This window comes from Peribacillus sp. B-H-3 (assembly GCF_048572925.1).
Lineage (GTDB): Bacteria > Bacillota > Bacilli > Bacillales > DSM-1321 > Peribacillus.
This window is the reverse complement of the sequence record NZ_CP183879.1, coordinates 2,183,545-2,208,700: the sequence shown is the minus strand read 5'-3', so window position 1 is coordinate 2,208,700 and position 25,156 is coordinate 2,183,545. Positions and strand designations below refer to the sequence as shown.

At 38.1% G+C, this 25,156-nt stretch carries 27 protein-coding genes and 2 pseudogenes; 3 read left to right on the top strand and 26 right to left on the bottom strand.

Annotation, left to right across the window (positions count from 1 at the left end):
• Positions 1–173: 173 nt before the first annotated feature.
• The 10 genes and pseudogenes from ACN6MY_RS10900 to yneA all read right to left on the bottom strand — a co-directional run bounded on the left by ACN6MY_RS10900 (position 174) and on the right by yneA (position 8,205).
• Complete coding sequence (locus ACN6MY_RS10900; protein WP_419883938.1) at positions 174–1,124, bottom strand: GIY-YIG nuclease family protein; 951 nt, start codon at positions 1,122–1,124, stop codon at positions 174–176.
• Between the two features lie 298 nt (positions 1,125–1,422).
• On the bottom strand, positions 1,423–2,115 hold the full coding sequence (locus ACN6MY_RS10895; RefSeq protein WP_419883937.1) for a hypothetical protein: 693 nt from the start codon (positions 2,113–2,115) through the stop codon (positions 1,423–1,425).
• Between the two features lie 374 nt (positions 2,116–2,489).
• Positions 2,490–3,494, bottom strand: a pseudogene (locus tag ACN6MY_RS10890) (tyrosine-type recombinase/integrase).
• A 304-nt stretch (positions 3,495–3,798) separates the two neighbouring features.
• Positions 3,799–4,558: pseudogene (locus ACN6MY_RS10885) on the bottom strand (STM4504/CBY_0614 family protein).
• A gap of 272 nt (positions 4,559–4,830) precedes the next feature.
• The gene (locus ACN6MY_RS10880; RefSeq protein WP_419883936.1) at positions 4,831–5,739 is read right to left on the bottom strand and encodes a tyrosine-type recombinase/integrase; all 909 of its coding nucleotides are present in this window, start codon (positions 5,737–5,739) and stop codon (positions 4,831–4,833) included.
• A 183-nt stretch (positions 5,740–5,922) separates the two neighbouring features.
• On the bottom strand, positions 5,923–6,138 hold the full coding sequence (locus tag ACN6MY_RS10875; RefSeq protein WP_419883935.1) for a YneF family protein: 216 nt from the start codon (positions 6,136–6,138) through the stop codon (positions 5,923–5,925).
• 85 nt (positions 6,139–6,223) lie between these two features.
• Complete coding sequence (gene sirA, locus ACN6MY_RS10870; RefSeq protein ID WP_419883934.1) at positions 6,224–6,664, bottom strand: sporulation inhibitor of replication protein SirA; 441 nt, start codon at positions 6,662–6,664, stop codon at positions 6,224–6,226.
• Positions 6,665–6,924: 260 nt separating this feature from the next.
• A complete protein-coding gene (locus ACN6MY_RS10865) occupies positions 6,925–7,161 on the bottom strand; it encodes a DUF896 domain-containing protein (protein ID WP_071350648.1) in 237 nt (78 codons plus the stop codon).
• A 62-nt stretch (positions 7,162–7,223) separates the two neighbouring features.
• Positions 7,224–7,877 carry a YneB family resolvase-like protein gene (locus tag ACN6MY_RS10860; RefSeq protein WP_419883933.1) on the bottom strand — a complete coding sequence of 218 codons (654 nt, stop codon included), beginning with the start codon at positions 7,875–7,877 and terminating at the stop codon, positions 7,224–7,226.
• Positions 7,878–7,893: 16 nt separating this feature from the next.
• Positions 7,894–8,205, bottom strand: coding sequence for a cell division suppressor protein YneA (gene yneA / locus ACN6MY_RS10855; protein ID WP_419883932.1), 312 nt, complete (start codon positions 8,203–8,205; stop codon positions 7,894–7,896).
• A 156-nt stretch (positions 8,206–8,361) separates the two neighbouring features.
• On the opposite strand from yneA, the gene lexA reads away from it, so the two are divergent.
• Positions 8,362–8,985 (top strand): transcriptional repressor LexA, encoded by a 624-nt coding sequence (gene lexA, locus ACN6MY_RS10850; RefSeq protein ID WP_071350650.1) that lies wholly within the window; start codon positions 8,362–8,364, stop codon positions 8,983–8,985.
• A gap of 263 nt (positions 8,986–9,248) precedes the next feature.
• Here lexA and ACN6MY_RS10845 read toward each other — a convergent pair whose 3' ends face one another.
• From ACN6MY_RS10845 to ACN6MY_RS10815, 7 genes are all read right to left on the bottom strand, one after another.
• Complete coding sequence (locus ACN6MY_RS10845; protein ID WP_419883931.1) at positions 9,249–9,638, bottom strand: sporulation protein; 390 nt, start codon at positions 9,636–9,638, stop codon at positions 9,249–9,251.
• A 36-nt stretch (positions 9,639–9,674) separates the two neighbouring features.
• A complete protein-coding gene (locus ACN6MY_RS10840) occupies positions 9,675–9,815 on the bottom strand; it encodes an FbpB family small basic protein (RefSeq protein ID WP_419883930.1) in 141 nt (46 codons plus the stop codon).
• Between the two features lie 768 nt (positions 9,816–10,583).
• Positions 10,584–10,835, bottom strand: coding sequence for a histidine kinase dimerization/phospho-acceptor domain-containing protein (locus ACN6MY_RS10835; protein ID WP_419883929.1), 252 nt, complete (start codon positions 10,833–10,835; stop codon positions 10,584–10,586).
• 56 nt (positions 10,836–10,891) lie between these two features.
• Positions 10,892–11,179 (bottom strand): hypothetical protein, encoded by a 288-nt coding sequence (locus tag ACN6MY_RS10830; RefSeq protein WP_419883928.1) that lies wholly within the window; start codon positions 11,177–11,179, stop codon positions 10,892–10,894.
• A 277-nt stretch (positions 11,180–11,456) separates the two neighbouring features.
• Complete coding sequence (locus ACN6MY_RS10825) at positions 11,457–12,521, bottom strand: Ger(x)C family spore germination protein (RefSeq protein ID WP_419883927.1); 1,065 nt, start codon at positions 12,519–12,521, stop codon at positions 11,457–11,459.
• Positions 12,522–13,643: a GerAB/ArcD/ProY family transporter gene (locus ACN6MY_RS10820; RefSeq protein ID WP_419883926.1), complete on the bottom strand. Its 1,122-nt coding sequence runs from the start codon at positions 13,641–13,643 to the stop codon at positions 12,522–12,524.
• Positions 13,640–15,136, bottom strand: a complete 1,497-nt coding sequence (locus ACN6MY_RS10815; RefSeq protein WP_419883925.1) for a spore germination protein — start codon at positions 15,134–15,136, stop codon at positions 13,640–13,642. The genes ACN6MY_RS10820 and ACN6MY_RS10815 overlap by 4 nt, the downstream gene beginning before the upstream one ends.
• Positions 15,137–15,285: 149 nt before the next feature.
• On the opposite strand from ACN6MY_RS10815, the gene ACN6MY_RS10810 reads away from it, so the two are divergent.
• Positions 15,286–16,380, top strand: a complete 1,095-nt coding sequence (locus tag ACN6MY_RS10810; protein ID WP_419883924.1) for an L-dopachrome tautomerase-related protein — start codon at positions 15,286–15,288, stop codon at positions 16,378–16,380.
• Between the two features lie 46 nt (positions 16,381–16,426).
• Here the strand turns inward: ACN6MY_RS10810 and ACN6MY_RS10805 are convergent, their stop codons facing one another.
• The 9 genes from ACN6MY_RS10805 to hflX all read right to left on the bottom strand — a co-directional run bounded on the left by ACN6MY_RS10805 (position 16,427) and on the right by hflX (position 24,074).
• The gene (locus tag ACN6MY_RS10805; RefSeq protein ID WP_419883923.1) at positions 16,427–16,726 is read right to left on the bottom strand and encodes a spore coat protein; all 300 of its coding nucleotides are present in this window, start codon (positions 16,724–16,726) and stop codon (positions 16,427–16,429) included.
• Positions 16,723–16,938, bottom strand: coding sequence for a hypothetical protein (locus ACN6MY_RS10800; protein WP_071350657.1), 216 nt, complete (start codon positions 16,936–16,938; stop codon positions 16,723–16,725). The genes ACN6MY_RS10805 and ACN6MY_RS10800 overlap by 4 nt, the downstream gene beginning before the upstream one ends.
• Positions 16,939–16,955: 17 nt before the next feature.
• Complete coding sequence (locus ACN6MY_RS10795; RefSeq protein WP_419883922.1) at positions 16,956–18,092, bottom strand: zinc-dependent alcohol dehydrogenase; 1,137 nt, start codon at positions 18,090–18,092, stop codon at positions 16,956–16,958.
• An 18-nt stretch (positions 18,093–18,110) separates the two neighbouring features.
• A complete protein-coding gene (locus tag ACN6MY_RS10790) occupies positions 18,111–18,479 on the bottom strand; it encodes a spore coat protein (RefSeq protein ID WP_419883921.1) in 369 nt (122 codons plus the stop codon).
• Positions 18,476–18,742 (bottom strand): spore gernimation protein GerQ, encoded by a 267-nt coding sequence (locus tag ACN6MY_RS10785; protein WP_419883920.1) that lies wholly within the window; start codon positions 18,740–18,742, stop codon positions 18,476–18,478. Before ACN6MY_RS10785 ends, ACN6MY_RS10790 begins: the two co-directional genes overlap by 4 nt.
• An 823-nt stretch (positions 18,743–19,565) precedes the next feature.
• Positions 19,566–20,900, bottom strand: coding sequence for a type I glutamate--ammonia ligase (gene glnA, locus ACN6MY_RS10780; RefSeq protein ID WP_419883919.1), 1,335 nt, complete (start codon positions 20,898–20,900; stop codon positions 19,566–19,568).
• 44 nt (positions 20,901–20,944) lie between these two features.
• Positions 20,945–21,349 (bottom strand): MerR family transcriptional regulator, encoded by a 405-nt coding sequence (locus tag ACN6MY_RS10775; RefSeq protein ID WP_419883918.1) that lies wholly within the window; start codon positions 21,347–21,349, stop codon positions 20,945–20,947.
• A gap of 184 nt (positions 21,350–21,533) precedes the next feature.
• A complete protein-coding gene (locus ACN6MY_RS10770) occupies positions 21,534–22,808 on the bottom strand; it encodes an aminotransferase class I/II-fold pyridoxal phosphate-dependent enzyme (RefSeq protein ID WP_419883917.1) in 1,275 nt (424 codons plus the stop codon).
• A gap of 12 nt (positions 22,809–22,820) precedes the next feature.
• Positions 22,821–24,074: a GTPase HflX gene (gene hflX, locus ACN6MY_RS10765; protein WP_419883916.1), complete on the bottom strand. Its 1,254-nt coding sequence runs from the start codon at positions 24,072–24,074 to the stop codon at positions 22,821–22,823.
• 223 nt (positions 24,075–24,297) lie between these two features.
• On the opposite strand from hflX, the gene ACN6MY_RS10760 reads away from it, so the two are divergent.
• A complete protein-coding gene (locus ACN6MY_RS10760; protein WP_419883915.1) occupies positions 24,298–24,909 on the top strand; it encodes a trimeric intracellular cation channel family protein in 612 nt (203 codons plus the stop codon).
• Positions 24,910–25,156: the final 247 nt, after the last annotated feature.

Below are 25,156 nucleotides of genomic sequence, written 5' to 3'. Positions count from 1 at the left end.
ACATGGAAAATAGTTCCGTTTTACTTACTCTAACCAGAATAAGAGAACAGCCGTACATATGACTGCTTTCTTATTCTGGTTATATCTTTTCTATTCAAAATCTTATCTTATAAGGTTTAGTAGATGTATCAAACAAATAGTAAATCTCGACGTGCTTACTTAACACCACACCTTTAATCGTAAAGCTTTTTAATCAATTCCTCATTACCGATTCTATATCTCCATATAAACCCACCACTGGTTGATTGATTCCCATTACAACAGTTAGGGATATTTATATATTGCTTACCTAGTTGCTCTGCAATCTTACTTATACTAAACCTCCACTCCTTAATTAATACTCCATTTAAATCGTATTGAAGGATTGTTCTCCCTGTATTCCTTATAAATTGAATTCGTCCTTGCAAAGTATGTTTATCTGACTCATAAATCCATATAAAGTCTTTATATTTTTCTATCTGTCTATTTGCACAGTTGTATATACGAGCGGTTGAATAACCAAATTGCCTATAGGCTTCTTTAGCACTAATATGTCGAGCTATAAAATTCCCATCAAGGTCATATTGCAAAACGGGTTTATTTAATACTCTTTTTAATTTATTTTTAGTTGACTCTTTTAATTTCTTTCCCAAACAACTTCCTGCCACTTTTAAAATGTTAAATCCTATATTTCTATCATAAGGTTTCAATTCATCGAACCAGAATTGCTCTCTTTCTACTAGCATTTCTTTATCAATGATAGATTCCACTATTTCAAACTTGAAAGCTTCTTCACCATATTTGTTAAATGAATTTTGCAAATATGTATTCTCATGTTGGTTCTTCCTTAAATCATGAAGGTGAGTCGACCATCTCATACAAATATTTACTGCACTACCAATATAAAATTTTCCAGTATCTGTACAAGTAATTTTATAGATTCCACTTAAGGTATCGATCTCTTTCCATTTTATATTAAACAGACCATACCGCTCATTTATAGCGTATGAATTTCCTTCACAAATCTTACATCTTGATTTAAATCCGCTCTTAGCGGAAGAATCAACATAAAAATTTTCCCTTGTTTTAGGCATTATTTTTTTACACTTACTACATCTTTTTGTTTCTTTATCTGTTAATGACATTCTACTCATCTATCCCTTCAAACTGTATTATGTTGTCTCCAAAATAAACACTCTGTTTTCAAAAATTTTTAATAACTCGATTCATTAGGTAAGGTTTTAAAATTACCCTTAAAAGATAAGTCAGTTAGTAAATTGTTGTCATGTTTGAGGTTATTATGCCTGAGACTATAACAAAGATTGATTGATAGCAGATTTCATAAGTATTCCAGCTCTATAGATTGAAGAAAAGGTAACTAATGATGTTAAAAATACATCGCTCATTTAAATTCTAAATTCATAGCTTTCAAAAACTCATTCGTCACATATTTAACAATCTCTTTAACTTCCTCCTCCTTCTAATCACCCTCCAATGGTTACTAATTCGCACATAATTTGCCCTAGAGAGTTTTATAATAGTGTCCCTATACACCACTATTCTCTTGTCTTGTATTTCGAAAATTTTAATATCACCTATTTCTTCATCTAGATCAGCTAGCCAGATTTTCTTGTTTAGATTCATTTGTACATCATGAAAGGTAGCAAAGCGCTTATTATATAGCTGCCTGTATTCATCGAGAACAGATAATTGCATTAGATATTCTGGGTAAGCTGGTACTCTGTGATAGTAAGAGCGGTTAATTGTTGAAATCGGGTTAGATATAACAAATTTATCTTCGTAACTTAAGCTATGAGCGACATTAATTTTTCTTGGTATTAATTGAGTTCGAATTTGCTGAGTACTAAGAGTTCTCTTTTCCCCCCTCCTCCTTAGCCTTTTATTTTTCTTTTTTAATCGACTTTTTACATAGTCTGAATCAAAAAGAATTATCCCTTTAGTGATATTGTAATACTTAAGAAAAGAAACTAACTCTGCAAATGCCAATGCCTCAGCAATATTGTTATTAGATTCATCAACTACAACTCTTCTTCTTACAATACTCTTATCTTCAAATACAATTAAGAAAGCTAGAGAAGCTTTTTTGCCTTTAACTGAAGCATCTGTATAAGCCACAAAAATTGTTTTACTCACCTCCTAAGTAAGAATATAGAATAATTATCCTACAATTAACATATTAATATTATTTCATTATCATTGTCAACCATAATTCAGAAAATTAAAATTACTTAAAAACCCTGTAATTGCAAATCTTTCGCTTAATATTCCGCCTTCTTGTTTCTAAAACAAAAGTATTGCAATATAACTTACTTTCTTTTTTATTATCATAGGAAGTTTTTATTCCATCTTAAATATATAAGTTAATTTACACTCCATTTTTTCAGTTGTATGGTTAATATCATGAAATACCTCCTTCCCGCTCATTTATCCAATAAAAAAGAGCAGTCTTAAATGACCGCTCTCAAATCTAAGTATTAAAAAAACTCATTTTATAAAAAAGAACGAAGGTTACTTACTACTTCATCAACATCTAAATGCAAATACATGGTTGTGGTTGAAATTGAACTGTGGGATAAAGCTTTAGAGATCAGAGCGACATTCGCTCCTTTATCTAATAAAGACTTAGCAAATCCCCTTCTTAATGCATGTGGATTGATATTCTTTAATCCATACATCTTTGCGTACTTATTCAGCCGTTTTTGAATATTATTATGTGATGGTGAAGTTGTTATAGGATCACCATATTTAGTAATAAACAGTAAACTATTTTGCTTCCCATAGCCTTTTCTTATCACAGCATTCTGCTTTATCAGCACCTCTAGCAACTTCCTCAGAAAGTCATCAAATGGTAGCTTAAGTTGCTGATGATTTTTCATGATGCTACCTTCTAAATTAAGCACGTTGTTTTTAAAGTCTATTAGCCGTTCTTCAAGCTGACTTAAGGTATTTATACGAATACCTGTTTTAAACATCACTAGAACGGCTACAGCGTCTCTGAGCTGGACAAAATCACTTTAGTCTAGTAGCGAGAGAAGAACATTCACATCATACTCTGTCGCACCTTCTTTTACCTTTTGGTCAACTTTGATATTAATCGTTTTCCAGAACTTTATTTCAATCCATCCATTGTCAAAACACCGTGAAAGAAAAGCCTTTAAACATTTTAGACGGGTTAATTTGGTCTGATTACTTACATTCATGCTATCCAACCACTGATAAATGGTGTGGGCTGTAATTTCCGAAATGCATTGGACATTTGTTACACTTTGGAAACGCTCTACGTGTTGTACATAATCGCTTATTGTACGGCTTCTATTTCCACTCACCTTCATTTGCTTTGTAATCACTTCAAGAGCCTTTATAACGGTGACTGTGTCGCTTAAAGCAGGTTGATCAATCCTAGTTTTTGAAGCTGTAGGCATAGCAGTGGTTAATTCCCCTAATAGCCCTTTAACGTCAACATTTACGTCAAACAAACCTTTTCTTTTAGTCATACAAAAAAACCTCCCATATCGTTAGTAAGTCGAAATACGGTGTAATTTCTTACATGACCGTTATACTGACCGTTTCACTAAACGATATAAGAGGTTGATTTGACGGGATTTCGTACCCGATTTCTAGCGTCCCAGGAGAGATTCGAACTCCCGACCGACGCCTTAGAAGGACGTTGCTCGGTTAATAGAATTTACACTTACCCTCTTCTTCCTCTATTCATTCTAGGGTTACTTGAATAATTTGCTAAAATACTATGTTGTTCAAATCCTTCTTTTAAATCCTTTGCATATAAGTTAACATAATTTAAAGTAACATCTTGAGTGATTTGAGCTGTGTCTGAAGATTAGAAGGAATAAGCTCCTTTGCGAATAATCCAGTAATTAAAGGACTTGCTGTTTGCTTTTGAGGTAATTCCCAGCCTTTTTTTATAAAAATTGTTTTCATTGCGCTTTCAAATGCCTTTAATGCTTCCGTAACTGCTTCTTTATCTTTATTTTTAAAGTGTTCGTGAGCGTTCATAAACTCCTCTGAAGCTCCTTCAAACCCTTCTTCGAACAGAAGGTTGACAGCTGGTTCAACAGCTTCTCTATAAATGTAATCGGAATCCACACGAACAATTTTTCCATTGAGGTATTGGTAACCTATTCCGTGTTCTTGGAACCTTTTATTCAGCTCCTCAATTGCGTCGTCCGGTGTTTGAGTTATCCCTTTATCTCCCCAATTCCGACGGTCTTCCCTTACTAACGTATCTATTACTCTGAAAGTGAGTTCAATAATATAGAGTACTCTTTCGACTGATTGAATTATGCCCCTTTGAACTCAAACTAAGTAATCCATATTCTTTGCATAATGCCTTATGTATAAACTCCCAAGTCGCATTTGAAGATCTATCTGTATAATAAGATCCCCTAGTTACATAATGACCAATAGCGTCCCGCCAGATATGTATTATCTGTACTCTTAATGGTTGAGGTATTTCATCATGTTTAAAAATAGACTTTTGATTTTCGTTATTCCTTTTAGAGAAAATATCAAGAATCCCCAATGTTAATCCGCCCACCATTTTTGAATAATTATACCATTATTCTCCATAGTGACATTGTATAGGCATATAAATAGTGAGTGTGCTTATTTGTGAGAAAATGACTTTGTCTCTTAACATTATTTTGAAAAATACTTCCGTACAGGAGAATATTTGTTATAGTAAAGCATAACTAAGGAAACCTTCACAGGCAAAGGGTAACTTCCAAGAAGATTGTTCTTACTGTGACAGAATAGTATAAATAAAAACAAAAAAACAGGATACAAGGATTGTCCCCTGCTCCTGCTCGCACATTATCTTTTTAGATTCATCAATGGACTGCTTGCAACTGCTTTACCCAATAACTGTTCATCATTCATAGTATGCAGATAACGTTGGGTCACAGAAATGTCAGAATGACCTAGAAGGCGTGATAAAGAGTAAATATCTATATTTCCACTCGTTAAGCATTGGACAGCGTAGAAGTGCCTAAAACTATGTGGAGAGATGCGTTTTCCTTCTATTCCAGCTCTTTGCCCTGCTTTTTTGATTATATTATCTAAAGCCACATGTGAAATCCCTGTACCTGTGTAAGATAAAAAATAATTATTGGTTGTATCCACACCTTGAAAATATTCTTTTTTGATTCTCTCGTACTTAATCAATATTCGCTTTAAAGCAGGACTAATAAAAACAATTCTTTCTTTATTACCCTTGCCATTAACCAAGATAGATGTTTCTTTTACATTTTCGGTTAATAATCCTCTAATTTCCATTGCTCGAAGCCCACAATCAGCCAACATAGCAGTAACGGCTTTGTTCCTGACTTCCAGATAGCTCTTATAACTAAAAGCATCTATCATAGCTTTGACTTCCTTGATAGTAAAACCTTTTAAAACAAGTTTTGGCACTTTGGGCAATTCAACTTTCTTGGCTATATTTTCTTTCAAATATTCTTCTTGCTCAACCCAACTAAAGAATGCCTTTATCATCTTAAACATGGAAACGATGCTTTGTGCTTTTAATCCCTGCTGTTGCTTCAATCTTACATACGCTTTTAAGTCATGAATTGTAATAGATTCTAATTCAGTAATAGCTCTCTTATCCTTCAAATAAATCTTCAACTGCTTATACTCTTGGCGTTTATTTTTCATCGTCTTTTCTGTGTATCCTTTAGCTTGGCAGTGGTACATATACTCTTCTAAAACATCCTCAAATAACACAAAAAAACCACCCTTCATTGGTTTAGTTTCCAATAGAAAAAGTGGTTTCGGATTAGTTTGATGAAAGATACAGCTAGTATAGAATAAAAATTCCGATGTAAGATTCACTCTACATCGTATTATTAGAAAAACTTGTCCTATAATTGCCTTCAATCAAGTTATAAACCCTTGATAAATCAGGGTTTATTTTGTTTGCTGCTTGTTCATAGCACTCATCATTTGATTGATTTTTTTCTGGGAAGGTTTCATACCCATTTGCATCATCATCATTTTTAACATTTGTTCATTGATTGGCGGATTTTTCTTTAAGTAGTCCATCATGTATTTCCGAGCTATGAAAAATCCTAATGCTATTCCGGCGATTAATGCCAGAACACCAACTAGAATGTATACCCACATACTATTTCCTCCTTCATGTTGTCTATCATACAGTGTACTAGACCAAGGAATATTATACAATACTCCGAAGTAGAAAGTCCTCTATTTAGACAAATTTTCTCTCTTTTATCGGTTTTAGCCAGCCATATCGATTGTTATCGAAATCAAGCGCAAGAAAATTGGAATCGCATTTTCTAATGCATTCAAAAAAGGCTGTTTCTGCTTCAAAATTGCCGTCTGCTTTTAAAGCCAAATAATCGACATGAATGATCAGAGCTGCTTTACTGAAACCTCTTGTATTTTCTAAGAGATAAACACCATTCTGACTCATTATATTATTTTTTTCCGTTGTTTTATTCTTTATTTCTGACTGCAGCTGGTTTACTGGTATCGTTTTTGTTACATATTCGATTTGCTTTTGCAAAATACTCTTCTTCTCACCAGAGGCATTAGTATACTCCAAAAACAAATTGAAAAACATCTTCTCTCTGCCATAGAAATGATAGGCAAATTCATCTTCTATAAGATATATCCGATAATTTCTCAATACAACGCCTCCCAACAGCCTTTTTCTTATTATATCTGCTATTATCGGAAAGAAATGTTGTTATATGGTAAAAAAATTAAATAATTTTGTCGAAAGCATGATTCAATCACTATTGAGAGGTTTTTTATCAATGACTTTACACTAATAAATCGGAAACAGACTTAACCAGGGGCCTTCAGTTCTTCAAGGTAACTCACACGAATTCCTATTAAAAAAGAGAATACATATATTATGCATTCTCTTTTTCCATGCTGCGATGTTTAGTGCAGATTTTTTTTCATGCTTTTAATTTCTTTAATTTTGTCGGGCGTGACATCATTGCCCTCTGGATCTATCACTGTCACGTTTTCTAGGGTATCGGACATTGATTTTCTAAAAGTCTGTAGGTATTCACTTCGAAGCTTAGATTGCTCTTTTGCTTCCTCATTTGTTAAGCCTTCTGCTTTGGACTTCTTTGACAATTCATTAATACGGGCGATTTTTTCTTTCGACAGCATCGTCTCGCTCCTTCTTTTTCTGATACTGTCATGTTATATAAAATCATCGAAAAAAACAAGTTCTATGACTGATTTTCCATCCCTTTTTGATGCTCAAGATAACGGCGGTGGACCGTAGCCTTAGAAACTTTATAGCCAAATCCTCTTAAAGTTGCTGAAATTTCTTCAAAGGTCAGCCCATTCACCCTTAAACGCACAATTTCTTCAACCGGGACTTCCTTTTTCTCTCTGCCGGAAGGATTGCCATGGTTTTTCAGGTTTTTTTCCGGTCGGAACCCTTGTTCTACTGCCCGAAGCATGCCTCTTTTGATTTTTAGATTATGAAGTTTTCTCTGATACTCTTCAACAATGCCGACAATTTCTATAACCATGGCATCAGAATCCGATAATTCTATTTCACCTTCATGTGAAAGCGTGTAAATAGTAATCCCCTCTTTGATAAGCACATGAAAAAGAGCTATCTTTGCATTTCCTCTACCGAGCCGTGTTTCATCTTGTATCAATAAGGCATTTGCTTTCTTATCTTTAATTAAATCGAGAATTTCAAAAATCCCGTCTCTATTCAGCTCATATCCGCTCGCTTGCTCTTTGATAGTGGCACAGACTTCGAAATTTAATTTGTCCGCCAGCTTTAATAATTCTTCTTCCTGCCTGGCAAGAGATGATTCCTGTGAGGATTTTTCAGTGCTGACTCGGCAATAGATCATTGCATTCATTTTTACCCAACCTTTTTTATTGTTCACTTGCCAGGTTACTGACAAGTTCTCCTTTAGTTACTGGAATAATGAGATTGTCCCCCGGTTTAAGGCTGCTGGAGTATATATCATTATGTTTTTCTATCCAATCAATGAATTCAATTTTTGTCAAATCTTTTGTTTTATATTGATCAGCTATCTTCCATAGCGTGTCACCCGATTGCACAGTTACTGATTGATAGGATTGGTTGCCATCGTTAGTAAGATTCATAGAATAAATTAATGAAAGAACAAAAACTAAACCTGCTAATAATAAAGTATAAGAATGCTTTTTGACTAGGCTTCTCATAACAATCTTCCCTTCAAATCGAATATTTGTTCGCTGGTTATATCAACAGTATAATACGAACATGTGTTTTTAGTCAACAAAAATTCGAACTTATGTTTGTATCTCTTAAAACAGCATGTTATAATGAGACAAAGGATTTTGAGAAGAGGTGTGCGTATGACAAAACTTTCTAAACGACAGCAGGATATTTTAGAATTCATTAAAGATGAGGTCCGCAAGAAAGGATATCCGCCTTCCGTACGGGAAATTGGCGAAGCAGTCGGTTTGGCATCCAGCTCGACTGTCCACGGGCACTTATCACGCCTGGAAAGCAAGGGATTAATCCGCAGAGACCCAACTAAGCCAAGAGCTATTGAAATATTGGAAATGGAAGAAAGCAGCAGCATTCCAAGCAGCAAGGTTGTGAACGTTCCTCTCTTGGGAAAAGTAACAGCAGGATTGCCGATTACAGCTGTTGAAAATATTGAAGAATATTTTCCGCTTCCTGAAAGCATGGCCTCACATGATGAACAGGTATTTATGCTTGAAATTATGGGTGAAAGCATGATCGAAGCAGGAATACTAGATGGCGACTACGTTATCGTTAAACAGCAAAGCACTGCAAACAACGGGGATATCGTTGTTGCTATGACTGAAGAAAACGAAGCCACTGTTAAACGATTTTTTAAGGAAAAGGATTTTGTCCGTCTTCAGCCTGAAAATTCTTCGATGGACCCTATCATTTTGAGAAATGTAGCTATACTGGGGAAAGTCATTGGCCTTTATAGAAATATCCATTAAAGAGCGCATGTTATTGCGCTTTTTTTTAATATATGCTGATATATTCATAGATAGAATTTCCTTTTTATTAAAATAATTACTTCCTGCCCCAGTTTTTCTGCACATCATTTTCCTGATGGCATATTGGAAGATTTCAGGTTATTTACCTGGCATTTATATTAGCAAAAAAAAAACCACAGCCTTTAAGAGACGTGTGGTGCCTGCACTGTATTGTTAAAATGGCTTCAAGTGTTAATAATCTATTAAATTATTTTTAATTTTGATTAACCGATTATCTTGATTCCGTCTTGATCCTTGCTTTCTATTCCTTCATCAAATATCAGCCTCGTCCTGAAAAAGTGAGATGTTGTTTGATCCGAGGGTTCTATAGAGACCGGAAGCTTAAACATGAATGGAAGGTTATGAATACTTTCCGGTTCTATTATTCTTGATGTTAAAATGGTCGAAGATTCAATGATTTTCTGTTTTTTTTCATTTTTACTAACCTGGATAAAGCTGCATTCAATACGTTTGAGCTGCTGCTCTATCGTGCCTCCTTTGATTACAAATTCTCCATATACCAGCTCTTCCATCATATATGTGTTTTTTTCTAATACCAGATCAATATTTGCTGCACCAATACCTAACATAGACATATATTTTCTTAAGATCATGAACACCCATTCCTTTGTTTGTTTTTTTAACAAGTCTTATGTCGCTTTATTGATATTTAATTTTAAGTATTTATCCTCTACTCTTTTTTCTATTTTTTCTTTCAACACTTTATCTTTCATAAGTTCTCTTTTGTTTTTTTCCACTAATTCCCTCATGGAAATTTTCTTTTTTTTCATTTGGACACCCCTCTTTTATTTCTCTGAATGTCACCCTTAGGATTTAATCTGTTTTAGTTATTAACAACAGAAAAAGCCTTTACCATTATAATGGTAAAGGCTTTTTCTCATAAATAAAGACCTTTACCAAATTGGCAAAGGTCTCGCTAACAGCATCAAGCTGCCAGCAAAGCCGGGAATGAATTCCGTAATGACGACTTTGCTGTAAAAGCTACTCCCCTTCAGGAGAACGATTCATTTAATTATCTTAAGTTTACTATATTTAATAGTTAATGTCAATGTCATACCCAATGAATAACAGTTCTCTTTCAATCAGTCATAATCAGATTTCTGCCAAATAGGCAGGATGTTTAGTTAAGACTACTGATTTAAACGTTTATTAAATCAGCATCTCTAAGAAATCAGGTTTTTGATACTGCTAGAGTATTTAATCGAGCATGCCCAGCCGTTCAGCGCTGTAAAAAGAACCCGCAGCAGCCAAAGTGAATACTGTTTATGTGCTTTTAAGTTGTGCACGCTCAAGGATGTATCAATGTATATTTCTTAGAAATCAAATTTATCAGTCACATTTTCATTATTTTACATCACAAGAAAAAGACATTGATGACCCACGAATTATTAACATTATAACAGCCATGCCATTTTGGCAAAAAAAACCTTGACACCGAAAGCGCCATCGTCGTATTGGAATGATCACGCTGTCATCGATCGTAATATTCTTCTTCTTGGCCATCGGATTAACAATCTTAACGCATTCCTGGAGAACCGTTAGAAGCTCAATTTCATAATGGCTATCTTCAAGTTGCCCGTTTCGATGCGTGATAGATCCAGTACTTCATTAACCAACTCCAGCAAGTGTCTTCCTCCATTTAGTATTTCCTGTACAAAATCATACTGGGTACCCGTCAAGTCCTCTTCCAATTCTAAAATCTGGGCAAATCCCAGTATGTCATTCAGCGGCGTCCGGAGCTCATGGCTCATTTTTGATAGAAAGTCGAATCGCGCATTCGCTTGGGCCAACTTTCTTTCCTGCTCTTTTTGCAGTGTTATGTCCGTACATATCCCCACCACTTGAGCTACTGACCCTTGATTGGCCACAGGCCGGAGACGGGTGAGGTATTCTTTTCCGTGTATTTTGCATTCCACATACTCTCCATTCCAACCCATCTCACAATGATAACTTGAGCCAGATCAGGAGCATCCTTATACATGTCAAAAACGGTTTTTCCGGTAATCTCCTTGTCCCATGGATTTGGTCCAGCAAGACCCCTTGTGCAAACGAATAGACAAATTGTTGGTTTCTTTTTGAATATAAATATCATCACCTTGTCTTCACAATTTACCTTAGATACATACTCTCCCATGCGTACACCTCCCCCACGCCTGTTTTTAAGGGTTTTATCTTTGTAAGCGTTTTCTCAATCTCTTATAAAATTGCTTCTCTGGTTGTCTAATCCATATCATACCAAAGACCTATTTCATCATGGTCATTTCTAAGCCAGCATATAATAAATGGGTATATCAAAAAAAGCGCCTAAAAAGCACCTGAAATTTGGTAGTCGAGATCAATTCCGTGTGGATTACTCGTTTTGGATTAATCTGTCTTTTGCTCCAAAATTTTATGTGTAAACCTTATTAAAATTACAAACTTAGCGGTTCTATTTTCACCGAGTATTTCACATGAACCTTCATCTTTTCATATTTGTCCAGCCATACCCTTCGTGTCATTGGATGAACCAAGGGAGAGAGCGTATGGGCTCCCACTTCCAGCGGTTCTATCTTTAACCTTTGTGTTTCCTTTACAAGCCTCACGGTTTCCCGTTGAAAATAAGACTCGATATCGTGGATCAACCTATTCATTTCAGTTCGACTGAGTATGTTTCGGTGTCCTCGGTATTCATCAATTCTTCCCTTTAGCTTAACATGAATGGTTAACGTTTTGAATTGATCATCGACCTGCATATGAACCTTTGAGCGTACCTGACCCAAGGAAACATTGAGATGTGGGATGGGAAGATTCTTTAAATAGTGGTCATTGGCAATGAGCTGAAACATTTGGTCTTCCCTTTTGTTAAAGGAACCCACATACTTATTTTCATTAAATAAAGCAGTTCCTTCATACGTAAAATTATCTTTGTCTGCCTTAAATAACGGAAGCACTGGATCCGAATAAGGAGAGTAGACCTTTTCCATAAATTCATGCAAATTGACGATGCTCATTTCCCCTTGATTTCTTCTTTCATAATGCCGGAACATCCGGTAAAGGGAGTAATCCAGATTCTTCTCCACTTTGCTTTCACTTTCTAAAAAATCTTCAAAGCTTCCTCTGACCAATACAAGAAAAAGACGCGGAGATACATCAGGATCAGAGAGGATCGTATCAATTAACGAGATGATTTCTTTTTTTGCCAGTTTTTCATTAATGATCAGCATGCGAAGTTGGCCAAGCTTCAATTCCCGATAAAACTTCAGGTTAAATTCTTTTTTCCCCTGCTTTAATAAATCCACATTCAGTGTAAACAGCTTTTTTTTCTCATCAGTAACCGGAGGGACGAGGGTCGTTATTTTCATTTTGCCTCCTTCACCTTGATTCAGGGACCAAAACGTGACGGGAGCAATCTCCTCAACAGTATTGTCTTCAACAAAAGGTGATGAACAGCCTGATAAAACGAGGAGGATACAAAGGATGAACAAAAAAGACTTCATCTAAGACTGCCCCCTTTTCCATTTCATTGCAATGGCAAGTACTGAAGGAACCAAAAGGTAGGTTATTGCACCCAGCCATAGCTGAAGTGTTACCCATACATTTAATTCCTGTCCTTCCCTCCAGTACCAACCATTAATGACTAGCATACAAATAAAAACGGCAATAATACTTCCTAAAAAGCCCTTGCGATTCGTCTCGATGTTTATTCTCCCTGAAACGATTCTTATTGCTCCATACAAACATAATAAAAAAAGGGCAATCAAATAGAGAAAATAGATCATGTTTAGAGAAATTAATATAAGATCCACCCTTTCAAAAATGGGTGACTGCAGATAGCGGATCATGTTCACAACCGGGAAACTCATCTTCTCCAAGTATGTTGAACCATAATATAGAAGACAAGCCACAAACAGAAAAAGGTATTCAAAGACTGACAGTGCATTGCCTATACTCATTCCCCTTAAAATCTTTTCCTTAGGGCCGATCCAGGGGCCGAGGCAAACTAAATACTCAGGTCCAGAGAGGGCAGACCAAATCATCAACAGTCCATACCATGAAGGAAGTGAACTCGCCACAGGCACCAACGGATACAAATGATGAGTTTCGGCAATCGGCGGCAAAAAATATGGAATATAGACAAGAATCACCCATATCGTGGCAAGAAAACCGATGATGGACAAGCGAATCGTTTTCTCCATCCCTTGAAAAGCGATATAAAACCCGGATGCCATCAAGAAGAAAATAAGCCAGCTCGTCTTCATCGAGGGAAACATAAATTGGTGGACAATTTCGACATACCCCAAAGTGGTCACGATCACTTTAATTAAAATGAAAAAAAAACCCAGAAGTGCAAAGAATCGGACAAGCTTTTCGCTAAATAGTTGGACAAAGCCACGATAACCTAGAACAAAATAATTTGATGTTAAATATTTGGACAAAATCAAAAGATTGATCTGCGAAAGAAAACCCACTCCAAGGATCCCTACCATCATATAAGGATGGACCAAATGTTTGGGCAAAATTAATACATAGTACAGCATTTGCATCCGGTTCACCATGGCAAAGATATAACCGCTTCCCATAACAGCAGTTCTATCAAACAAGCGAAATCTGCTGCTCATTCGCTCCCCTCCCCTTTAGAAACCCGCCATTTTTTCACCGTCTTCAAATATTCCGGCCGCAGCTTTGCCCATGGCAATGGTGCGCGAACAAAAAGATCTTTCCAATCTCTCCAGTAAAGCGGTGCAACCGGTGCAAAAAATGGCTGTTTTAAGGAAGAAAGACCATTCAGATGAGCGAGCAGAAGAATCAATCCAAAGGCAATCCCCAAGATCCCCAGAAATGATGCAAGAATAAGAATCAAAAATTGAAGAACGGTAGTTGCTTTTGTGACTAAATAATTCGGCACTAAAAATGATGCAATCGCCGAGATTCCCACGAGAACAATCAACACATTGCTGGCAAATCCCGCTTCGACAGCAGCTTGTCCGATAACAATACCACCAATAACTCCAATAGTCTGACTCGTTTTTGTCGGCATCCGTAAACTCGCTTCTTTAATAATTTCAATGATAACCAACATGATCACTGATTCCCAAAATGGGGTGAATGGCAGTTTGGTCCGTGATTCCGTGAGTACATACAGAATCTGGAGCGGAATCATCTGATAATGATGAGTGGTTAATGCGACATAAAGAGGAATCAAAGTGATCGCTATAAAAAAACTAAAATAACGAAGGGTCCGTAAAAAACTCGCAATCACCCAGCGATGAACATAATCTTCAGGAGATTGAAACAGATGAAAAAAGGTAATGGGGGCGATGAGTGCAAAAGGTGTATCATTTAGCAAAATAATGATCTTGCCAAGCCCCAGTGAAAAGGCGCATGAGTCCGGCCGATCCGTCTGCATAAACTGTGGAAACAAACTGTGCGTATGATCTTCCATAAAAGCGGAAAGATTGGAGGCCTCCAAAATCAAGTCAAAGTTAACTTTAGAGATATTTTTCCGTGCAATTTCGACGATATCCGGATTGGCAATTCCTTCAATATACAGCATCTGAACCTGGGTTTTGGTATTCGAACCTGCCTGGAATTTTTCTGCTTTTAGCTCAGTAACAGGCAGACGCCGCCGAATCATGAACATATTCTGCTCAATCCTTTCCGTAAAGCTGTCTTTTGGCCCGTACATTATTGTCTCAACTTCTGAATTTTCGATTGCTCGGCTGAGCGAATTCTCCAGTTTTACCTCCCACCATTCATTATTCTCTTGATCATGGATGAGAACAGCACCAAACATCATGTGTTCTTTGGCTTCTTCTATTGAATGGATTCTTAAAACGCTACAGGTGGATATACCCTGAATAAACGGCTGATCCTTGGTCAGGAGAAGTGGCTGAATAACCGCCTCGTTCAGTCTCTCCTTGTCAATTAGCGTTTGTATGTAAACAAGCGAAAAAGAAGCACCGTTGTTTGTTTTCCTCTGTTCGATTTCAGCATCATCCATTTTTGCTGTTACATTTTTTAATAATTCAAGTGTCACATCTTCATGCGTAATCCTGTTCTTCTCTTCATTTTTTTTCTGAATGGCTGCTGCCCTTTTCTTTTTACGGAACATCAATACATACCACCTGACCGAATACCTTAATAATAGCTTCTGCATTTATTATGTTCAGGGGAATAGATTTTAACCAAAGAATAAGCAAGTGTTCCGTCAATGTTTTTTGCCAAGCACAAGAAAAACTGCATTCAAATCGGATGAGGGGGATGAATTTTATGCTGCCAATGGAAAAATATTTCGGTAAGTTTGAACTCGTTCATTCATTTTATGGGGCTATGCCTACAGGCGTTACCGAGTCAGAAACCGGGCGTATTTTCGTGTGCTTTCCGAAATGGGGAGATGACGTAAAATTTACGGTGGCGGAAATTGCAGGGGACCAATTGCAGCCCTATCCAAATTTAGAAACAAATTTGGCTAACCCGGCAAACGATGCTATGTCATTTATCAGTGTCCAAAGTGTAGTGGCCGATGGAAGGGGAACACTTTGGGTATTGGATACAGCAGCACCCAATTTTTCTGAACCAATTAAAGGGGGGGCAAAACTGGTCGCTGTTGATTTAAAAACAAATACAATCAGAAATGTGTATACCTTTACAGAAGAAGTAATCCTGCCAACCACATATTTGAATGATGTTCGCTTTGATTTTCGCGTAGGAAAAGCCGGTTATGCCTATATTACAGATTCATCCTCCAAAGGCCCAGGAGGGATCATTGTTGTGGATTTAGATACCGGAAAAGCATTCAGACGGTTAAGTGGAACCCCACCTACATCACCCGATTCCTATCTTATGCCAAAAGTAGAAGGTAACATACTGATGAACCGAAATATAGACGGCTCCATTTCTCCCTTCCAACTGGCGTCTGATGGTATCGCGATATCTGCAGATGGTAAGACATTATTTTTTTGTCCATTAACTAGCCGTCATCTGTTCTCCATTTCAACAAAAGCCCTGAGAGACAGAACAATACCGGAGAAGGACTTACTTTTCCGTGTGGAGTATAGGGGAGAAAAAGGGGCATCTGACGGAATGATCACCGGAGCGAAAGGAAACGTCTATGCAGGGGATTATGAAAACAACAGCATACGAAAGATCATGCCGAACGGAAACATGGAAACCATTGCACATGACCCGCGGATTTTATGGCCGGATACGTTTTCGATTGGTCCGGATCAATACCTATATATTATTGTGAACCAATTACACCGGCAGGCCCGGTTTCATTATGGAAGGGATCTGCGAGAAAAGCCGTATAGTTTGCTTCGCATACACATAGATGAATTGCCTGCTCCTGCATACTGACAATAAATAAGGAACAGTTTATTCGATAAACTGTTCCTTACATGATCTATAGTGTTGGCAAATCCAAAGCAGTCTTCATATTTGTCAAGTTCAATTGGATTTGCTCGTTCGTATCCCAAGCGTGATACCATCCCTTTTCCACTATATAACCGGAAACTTGTTCATGCATCTCAATAGCTTCATCCAGATGCCGAGTTAACATTTCTTTGACTTCAGGTGTTCCGGCTTCCGTAACAGCCATGGCGTAATTTCTAATTCCACTTTTTGCCGCAATCAATAAGTCCATCGCAACAATCTGGTCGGAAAGTGCATCCATTCCTGTTAAGTTTTCAATGATTGAATTCAATTGTACTCAGCTCCTAACGATTGCTTTGCATTAGATAAAACAGAGGTATATTCTTCTAACTGTCTGGTGGAAAGATCAATGTCTTGCTGCATAATTTCCTTTAGCCTTGAGTCACTAACCAGCGCTTTCATTGTTTTAGATTTGGTTAAACAATTTGTTTTAAAAGCAGCCATTTCTTGAACCTCAAGAACTTCGTGTAAGGCATAGTTCATTTTTCAATCCTCCTTCCTCAAGGTTTCAAGACGACTTTTATACAATCATCCGTTTTGGTGTCAAAAATCTCATAGCCACGCTTTGCTTCACTGAGCGGCAGGACATGGCTGACCACATCTCCCGGATCAATCTTTCCTGTAGAAACCAGTTCAAACATATAAGGCATATAGTGAATAACAGGTGCTTGTCCTGAGCGAATATTTACATTGCGGTTCATAATATCTCCAAATGGAAAACCGTTATATTTCCCCGCATAAACGCCGGTTACCTGGATATTGCCACCTTTTCGGACGGCCTGGGTCGCCATGATAAATGCACCCAATGCACCACTGTGAAGTTTTAATCCGCTGGCAAGAAACTCCATATCGGTCATTTTTCCGTCCATACCAACAGCATCAATGACTACATCCGCACCGCCCTTAGTGATTTCCTTCAAGTATTCTCCACAATTTTTATGATCTTCAAAGTTCACAATTTCAACTTTGTTTGTCCGTTTTGCATGCTGCAAGCGGTAATTCACATAATCGACTGCAATCACCCGCTTCGCCCCTTTTAGCCAGCAAAACTTTTGTGCAAAAAGTCCCACGGGACCGCATCCCAAAACGATAACGGTATCCCCGCCCTTTACGCCCGCATTATCAACACTCCAAAAACCAGTGGTCATCGCATCCGCAATAACCGCTAACTTTTCATCAGGTTCCTCGCAGGTCTCCGGGATTTTAAAATGAGTAAAGTTGGCAAAAGGAACTCTCAAATATTCCGCTTGCCCGCCTGGGTAACCGCCAGTTGTTCCGGAATATCCGAAATAGGCTCCCATATCTCCATTATCATTTGAATTGTCGCATTGACTTTCCAAATTGTCTTTACAGAAACGGCATTCACCGCATGCGATGTTAAATGGAATGATTACGCGGTCTCCCTTTTTTACTTTAGTCACTTCAGGACCAACCTCTTCAACGATTCCCATCGGTTCATGTCCAATGACATAGTTCTCTTGCAGGTTAGGGATCATACCATGAATTAAATGCAAATCAGAACCACATATCGCTGTACTGGTTACTTTGATAATCATGTCATCTGGTTTTTCAATCTTAGGGGCTGGCACTTCTTTCACAACAACATTTTTTATCCCTTGATACGTTACCGCCTTCATACTATATAACCTCCAGTGTTAATGTTCATCAGGTGTCCGATCGAACATGCCCTTTCGATTGGTTTCAACGGGAAACAGGTTCATTTTGCCAATCTTAATCGTATTGTTGGCCGAAAGCTGATCCAATTGATACTGTTCTGTTAGTTCGTAAGGATGGAACCATTTTTTTTCAATCATCAAATCAGATATTTCCTGATGCATCGCAATGCCCTGCATCAATTGTTTTCTTAATGCAGCTCGAACATCAGGTGATGCGGATTCGGTTAATGCTACAGCTATGTTGCGAACGCCTTCCTTGGCACGAAGAAGAAAGTCCATGGCAAAAGTGGTGTCTGCTAGTTCAGGCATATGCAGCGAGTTTATCGGGTCCAAATAATCATTATTCAATGAATGGTTCCTTCCTTTCCATTAATGATGGGGGTTGGGCGATTTTGAGGAACAGGAGCTTGAAAAGGTGCTCTTTCATAGATGGACTGCAATTCAGTCAGATCTTGTATCGATTGTGTAACATCTTTTTTCATTAAATTCCTAAGATCATCATCAAAGGCCAGTCCTTGCATTAATTTAGACTTGGCGATACAAAGCGTTTTAAAGTTAATGGCCTCATGTAAATCCAATGACTCATGGGCAGCCAATTTTTGTTGGCTCATTTTGATTTCCCTCCTTTTTTATCCTTAATACAGTTGTATTGTTCCACACATAGGATTAAGTATGCTAAAAATATTTCTTACAAAGACCAATTTTTTATAAGGAGAGTAAATTCAACCTGAAAAACCGCTTTATCTCCTGAAACATAAAGATAAAGTGAATTTTTCATTTTTTGACTAAATCACATTATTAGTATTATTTTGATTTCATCCAGGTTTATAATCATAGAAAAAAGAGATGAAAAGTTTCAGGTGGTTACAATGAGAAAATGGTTATTACAATTACGATAGAAAAAAAACATGTTTCCGGGAGAAGTCGTATCCGCTGCTTTTATCGACAGGAGCTATTACTCCCAAATTGAATCAGGAAAAAGGATCCAAGCCCAGAAATCTCCAGAAGACTGACTAAGCTTTGATACGGCACGGCTTTACTCGAACTATATTATTGAGCCTTTTAATGAAGTTCTATCCTCCTCAGCTGTATCCATTGCCCACTGCGATTTGCAGCTGCGGTACATATGGACCTTTAATCCTCTTCTGATTACGATGCGCCCAATTTTATACTGGAAAGAGTGATGATGAATTAATCGACCATTCAGGCTCCAATAAGAATAAGAGACCAAAAAATTGCTCTCTTGAATGACTTATTCTCTTAACACATCTGTTAGCATTACTAAAGTGAATTATGTTTGGCTTGTTAAATAAATTAAATCCATTAAATATTGGTGGTCAAAATGTGGTCAGTTAGCATTTTGACAATAAAACTGACCACCAAAACAACAAACAAAAACCCCTTAACACAAATTGGTGTCAAGGGGTTTAGGTATTAATACATGCTCATATACTGTTCGCGTTCCCATGGGTGCACTTGAGTGCGGAACATATCCCATTCAATTTCTTTTGCTTCGATGAAATGTTCAAGCAAGTGTTCACCAAGAGCGGAACAAATCACTTCATCTTCTTTCAGCTTTTCAAGTGCTGCATAAAGAGTAGCTGGAAGGTCGATGATCCCTACTTCTTCACGCTCTTCTTTTGTCATCACATAGATATTGCGGTCTACTGGGGCTGGCGGTGTTAATTGGTTTTTAATACCGTCCAGGCCTGCTTTAAGAAGTACAGCCAGTGCGAGGTATGGGTTTGCAGCCGGATCGACACTTCTTACTTCAACACGTGTGCTGATTCCGCGAGAAGCTGGAATACGGATTAGCGGACTGCGGTTTTTAGCTGACCACGCTACATAACATGGTGCTTCATATCCAGGCACAAGCCGCTTAAATGAATTTACTGTAGGGTTGGTTACCGCAGTAAAGTTTGGAGCATGCTTGATGATTCCTGCTATAAATTGCTCTGCAGTTTCACTTAACTCCAGTTTTCCACTTTTATCATAAAAAGCATTTTCTTTCTCTCTGAATAAAGAAACGTTGCAGTGCATACCAGATCCATTTACACCAAATAAAGGCTTAGGCATAAAGGTTGCATGCAATCCGTGTTTGCGTGCAATGGTTTTTACCACAAGCTTGAACGTTTGGATGTTGTCGCAAGCAGTAATGGCATCCGCATATTTGAAGTCAATTTCATGCTGTCCAGGTGCCACTTCATGGTGTGAAGCTTCAATTTCAAAGCCCATTTCTTCAAGCTCAAGCACGATATCACGACGGCAATTTTCACCAAGATCTGTAGGCGCTAAATCAAAGTATCCGCCTTTATCATTCAGTTCCAGAGTAGGTTCGCCGGATGCATCGAGTTTGAATAAGAAGAATTCCGGTTCTGGTCCAAGATTGAAGCTTGTGAATCCTAAATCTCTTGCTTCAGCAAGAATTCTTTTTAGATTTGCACGGGGATCACCCTCAAAAGGTGTGCCATCTGTATTATAAATATCACAGATCAAGCGTGCCACTTTACCTTTTTCAGATGTCCAAGGGAAGATTACCCATGTATCCAAATCAGGATATAAGTACATGTCAGATTCCTCAATACGGACAAATCCTTCGATAGAAGATCCATCAAACATCATTTTATTGTCCAGAGCTTTTTCTAATTGGCTGACAGGAATTTCAACATTTTTAATCGTTCCCAATATATCCGTAAATTGCAGACGGATATATTTTACATTTTCCTCTTTTGCCAAGCGGCTAATGTCTTCACGTGTAAACTTTGCCATTGTCAAATTCCTCCTCAAGTCATATAAAGTAAGATTTATTTAAATTAATGAAAAAAACGGGACATATCGCCTTGCCTGAGGCTTGTGCGGTATTTGCCGCCGTGAGTCAGTTCTGCTCTAAGGAGTTTCCTTAATTCTTCATCACTTAAATCGCGCTTTGGTTTTTCATCTTGATTGATCATTTCTTTTTGAAACTGGGCTTCTTCTTTAACTGCGAATATTTTTTTAATTCCTGCAAGATTGACACCTTGCTCTAATAGTTCCTTAATTTCCAGGAGCCTGTCGATATCATTTAGCGAAAAAAGACGGCGGTTTCCTTCTGTTCTGTCAGGAGTGATTAATTGGTGCTCTTCATAATACCGAATTTGGCGCGCAGACAACTCCGTCAGCTGCATGACAACTCCGATTGAAAATAGAGGCATAGAACGCCGAATGCTGTTGCCGCTCATATTTCGGATCCTCCTTGATATTCTTCATATAGATATCATATTATATGTAAGAAAAAATGTCAAAGAAATGTTATGTTTTCTAACATGAGTTTTAAATTATGTTTCGAAGTATTTTCCTTAAAAAGATTAAACACCGGCAAGGGGCCGATGTTTAATCTTTTTATTCCGGATTATGTTTCTTCATTTATTTTTCGATATTCAGCAGATTTTTTTCGATTAAGAAATCTGCAGCTGTGAGTACAGCAATTTTCACATGTGAGTATGTTAGTCCTCCCTGAACATAAGCCACATAAGGAGGCCTTATTGGACCATCTGCAGATAGTTCTATGCTTGCACCCTGAATGAAGGTGCCTGCAGCCATAATAACATCATTTTCGTAACCTGGCATATAGCTGGGATATGGCGTAACATGGGAATTAACAGGCGAAGCAAATTGTACAGCCTGGCAAAAGGCAACCATTTTGTCTTTATCATCAAATTGCACAGACTGTATCAGGTCCGTCCTTTTGGCATCCCATTTAGGATAAGTATTCATCCCCAGTTTTTCAAGAAGCGCTGAGGTAAACATAGCCCCTGTCAAAGCCTGTTCAACCACATGGGGAGCAAGAAAGAAGCCCTGATACATTTCCTGAAGGCTGTATAAGGATGCTCCTGCCTCAGCACCTATTCCAGGGGAGGTAAGACGGTAAGAACAGGCCTCCACCCATTTCTTTTTCCCGACAATATACCCTCCAGTCTTGGCAAGGCCGCCTCCGGGATTTTTGATAAGAGAACCAGCCATCAAATCTGCTCCAACATGGCAGGGCTCCATTTCTTCCACAAACTCCCCGTAACAGTTATCTACAAATACCACAAGATCTGGATTAATGTTTTTAACAAAATCAATCATTTCTTTGATTTCGCTGATAGTGAACGAGGGCCTTGTAGCATAGCCCTTGGACCTTTGAATTCCAATCATTTTGGTTTTTGGAGTTATTGCTTTCCTGACTTCCTCATAATCCACTTTACCTTCTTCATTTAAAAGAACAGTATTATATTCGATATGAAATTCCTTCAGCGATCCAGTTCCATTACCCCTTATACCCACAATTTCCTCTAAAGTATCGTAAGGTTTACCGGTAATATATAGAAGCTCGTCTCCCGGCCTAAGAACACCGAAGAGACAAATGGAAATAGCATGTGTTCCAGAGATGATCTGTGGCCTTACAAGCCCTGCTTCTCCTCCGAAAACTTCTCCATATATTTCTTCAAGTGTGTCTCTGCCCGCGTCATCATATCCATATCCTGTTGAAGGGATAAAATGAGAATCACTTACTTTGTGCTTTTGAAAGCTTTGCAGCACCCGAAACTGATTGGATTCAGCTCTATTGGCCGCTTCATGCTTCAAGGGAGCTATTTTTCCTTCCATTTCATCTGCCAGGTTTTGCAGGATGCTTCCGTTTTTCAGATGTTGATACATGATGTTTCTCCTTTATTTTGCATATTTCTCCAGCTGGCCGGTCAAAGGATGGTCTTTTAGGCTATAGCCTTTGCATTCATATTGTTCGTCTTCTTCATGAAACAAAAGAGAGCGCAGGATACTTTCATTCTTCAGCTGTGATAAAAGTCTTCCTTCGCTAGAAGGCAGGTAAACATGATAAGGCTCCATCTGGCCGATCACGGTTTCTTCAATGGATGACAGTACTGATTTTAAATCATTTTGATCAAATGCGCTAATCACCAATGATGTTTCTTTGGAAAGCGGCATGAAATCAGGATGCTGCTGATCACGTTTATTATAAATGGTAATCTGCGGGATATTATGAACCTCTAAATCAGCAAGAAGATAATTTACTGTTTTTTCATGATTAAAATAGTCCGGGCTTGATGAATCCACTACATGCAGCAGGACATCCGCTTCTTTCACTTCTTCAAGTGTAGAACGGAATGCAGCGATTAAAGATGTTGGCAGGTCCTGAATGAAACCGACTGTATCCGTCATCAGTATGTTGAATCCGCTTGGAAGGACTGCCTTTCTTGTCATAGGATCAAGTGTGGCAAATAATAAATTCTCCTCAAAAGATCCCGCTTCTGTCAGGCGGTTGAACAAGGTGGACTTTCCTGCATTGGTGTAGCCCACAATCGCTGCCTGAAAAGCCTTATTGCGTTTTCTTCTTTCACGGTATCTTTCCCTGTGCTTCACAACTGTACTGAGCTGGTTTTTGATATCATCAATTTTCCCTCTGATATGTCTTCTATCGCTTTCAAGTTTTGTTTCCCCTGGCCCTCTTGTCCCAATTCCCCCTCCGAGTCTTGACAAAGATACACCCTGGCCTGCAAGCCTTGGCAGCAGATATTGCAGCTGTGCAAGCTCCACCTGAAGCTTTCCTTCTTTAGAGCGGGCTCTTTGTGCAAAGATATCCAGGATCAGCTGGGTACGGTCTATGATTCTTGCTTGAAGTTCTTTGGATAAATTCCGGATTTGACTTGGAGATAATTCGTCATTGAAAATAAAAAGATCGGGCTCCATTTCTTCTTCCAGATTTGCTAATTCTTCAACTTTGCCCTTACCTATATATGTAGATGGATGAATGCGGTCTCTTTTTTGAGTGACTATTGCCAGCACTTCACCATTTGCAGTCTTTGTTAATGAAGATAATTCCTCCAGTGAATAGTGATATCGGTCATCATCCTCATTTGTTTGGCACCCTATTAAAATTACCTTTTCATATTCTCTTTTTTCCAAGCGAGGCACCTCTTCCTTTTTGCTTTTCTTCATCATACCAAAAAAATACATCAACACAAAATTCAAGCATACTGCTTGGAAAAACAACTTGTTAAGTTTTTTTTATCCTATTTTAATGTGCGCTTGTGAACGAAAAAATTCACCAAAAGCATTGTAAATCTTTCTGAACATGCTAAAATCTTATTTGGCTAAAAAATTATGAAGATTACATCGAGGTACTACTATGACTTGGGAAGTTTTAAGTATAATTGGCACGATAGCTTTTGCAATTAGCGGTGCTGTAATCGCTATGGAAGAAGAATATGATATCTTGGGGGTCTATACCCTTGGGATAGTGACCGCTTTTGGAGGCGGTGCGATCCGTAACTTATTGATCGGTGTTCCTGTTTCTGCCCTGTGGAATCAAAGCATGTACTTCACCATCGCTTTTTTAACAATAACGGCCGTTTTTCTGTTTCCCTCAAATCTGCTTAAACATTGGAACAGATGGGGGAATTTAACGGATGCAATCGGATTATCCGCATTTGCAATCCAGGGAGCACTTTTCGCTGTCCGGATGCAACACCCAATCAGCGCAGTTATTGTTGCTGCTGTACTTACAGGCAGCGGGGGCGGAATTGTACGCGACTTGCTCGCTGGGAGAAAACCGCTTGTATTCAAGGAAGAAATCTATGCAGTATGGGCCATTTTGATCGGCGCAGTTATCGGAATGGGATTTGCCCAAAGTGCATGGCAGCTATATGCCCTTTTCATATTAGTAACCCTGTTAAGAGTATGTTCGTATATATACAAATGGAAACTGCCGAATAAACAACTGAAGTCCCTTGCCAAATAAATGGCGCCCCGCTCCCCTAAAAGCATTTCTCTTGAGGCGCACACAGAGCACGGTGCTTTCGACTGATTAATCCAACAGTGAAAGCACCTTATTTAGTATGGTGATTAAAAAGGCGTAAACAAAGTTTTTCATCAACAGCACAGCACATACATCATCACATAAAGAGTCATTTCCTTAATCCAATTTTTCCTGCCGTGAAAATGTTAGATGCCCCACTCGGAAACCTCGTTTCATTAATGTGCAGAAG

Bases quoted from the DNA above. Each gene is read 5' to 3' on its own strand.
- ACN6MY_RS10900 (WP_419883938.1), bottom strand. From the start codon at position 1,124: ATGTCATTAACAGATAAAGAAACAAAAAGATGTAGTAAGTGTAAAAAA.
- ACN6MY_RS10875 (WP_419883935.1), bottom strand. From the start codon at position 6,138: ATGTGGGTATACATTCTAGTTGGTGTTCTGGCATTAATCGCCGGAATA.
- ACN6MY_RS10865 (WP_071350648.1), bottom strand. From the start codon at position 7,161: ATGCTGTCGAAAGAAAAAATCGCCCGTATTAATGAATTGTCAAAGAAG.
- ACN6MY_RS10860 (WP_419883933.1), bottom strand. From the start codon at position 7,877: ATGAATGCAATGATCTATTGCCGAGTCAGCACTGAAAAATCCTCACAG.
- yneA (WP_419883932.1), bottom strand. From the start codon at position 8,205: ATGAGAAGCCTAGTCAAAAAGCATTCTTATACTTTATTATTAGCAGGT.
- lexA (WP_071350650.1), top strand. From the start codon at position 8,362: ATGACAAAACTTTCTAAACGACAGCAGGATATTTTAGAATTCATTAAA.
- ACN6MY_RS10845 (WP_419883931.1), bottom strand. From the start codon at position 9,638: ATGATCTTAAGAAAATATATGTCTATGTTAGGTATTGGTGCAGCAAAT.
- ACN6MY_RS10840 (WP_419883930.1), bottom strand. From the start codon at position 9,815: ATGAAAAAAAAGAAAATTTCCATGAGGGAATTAGTGGAAAAAAACAAA.
- ACN6MY_RS10830 (WP_419883928.1), bottom strand. From the start codon at position 11,179: ATGGGAGAGTATGTATCTAAGGTAAATTGTGAAGACAAGGTGATGATA.
- ACN6MY_RS10825 (WP_419883927.1), bottom strand. From the start codon at position 12,521: ATGAAGTCTTTTTTGTTCATCCTTTGTATCCTCCTCGTTTTATCAGGC.
- ACN6MY_RS10820 (WP_419883926.1), bottom strand. From the start codon at position 13,643: ATGAGCAGCAGATTTCGCTTGTTTGATAGAACTGCTGTTATGGGAAGC.
- ACN6MY_RS10815 (WP_419883925.1), bottom strand. From the start codon at position 15,136: ATGTTCCGTAAAAAGAAAAGGGCAGCAGCCATTCAGAAAAAAAATGAA.
- ACN6MY_RS10810 (WP_419883924.1), top strand. From the start codon at position 15,286: ATGAATTTTATGCTGCCAATGGAAAAATATTTCGGTAAGTTTGAACTC.
- ACN6MY_RS10800 (WP_071350657.1), bottom strand. From the start codon at position 16,938: ATGAACTATGCCTTACACGAAGTTCTTGAGGTTCAAGAAATGGCTGCT.
- ACN6MY_RS10795 (WP_419883922.1), bottom strand. From the start codon at position 18,092: ATGAAGGCGGTAACGTATCAAGGGATAAAAAATGTTGTTGTGAAAGAA.
- ACN6MY_RS10785 (WP_419883920.1), bottom strand. From the start codon at position 18,742: ATGAGCCAACAAAAATTGGCTGCCCATGAGTCATTGGATTTACATGAG.
- glnA (WP_419883919.1), bottom strand. From the start codon at position 20,900: ATGGCAAAGTTTACACGTGAAGACATTAGCCGCTTGGCAAAAGAGGAA.
- ACN6MY_RS10775 (WP_419883918.1), bottom strand. From the start codon at position 21,349: ATGAGCGGCAACAGCATTCGGCGTTCTATGCCTCTATTTTCAATCGGA.
- ACN6MY_RS10770 (WP_419883917.1), bottom strand. From the start codon at position 22,808: ATGTATCAACATCTGAAAAACGGAAGCATCCTGCAAAACCTGGCAGAT.
- ACN6MY_RS10760 (WP_419883915.1), top strand. From the start codon at position 24,298: ATGACTTGGGAAGTTTTAAGTATAATTGGCACGATAGCTTTTGCAATT.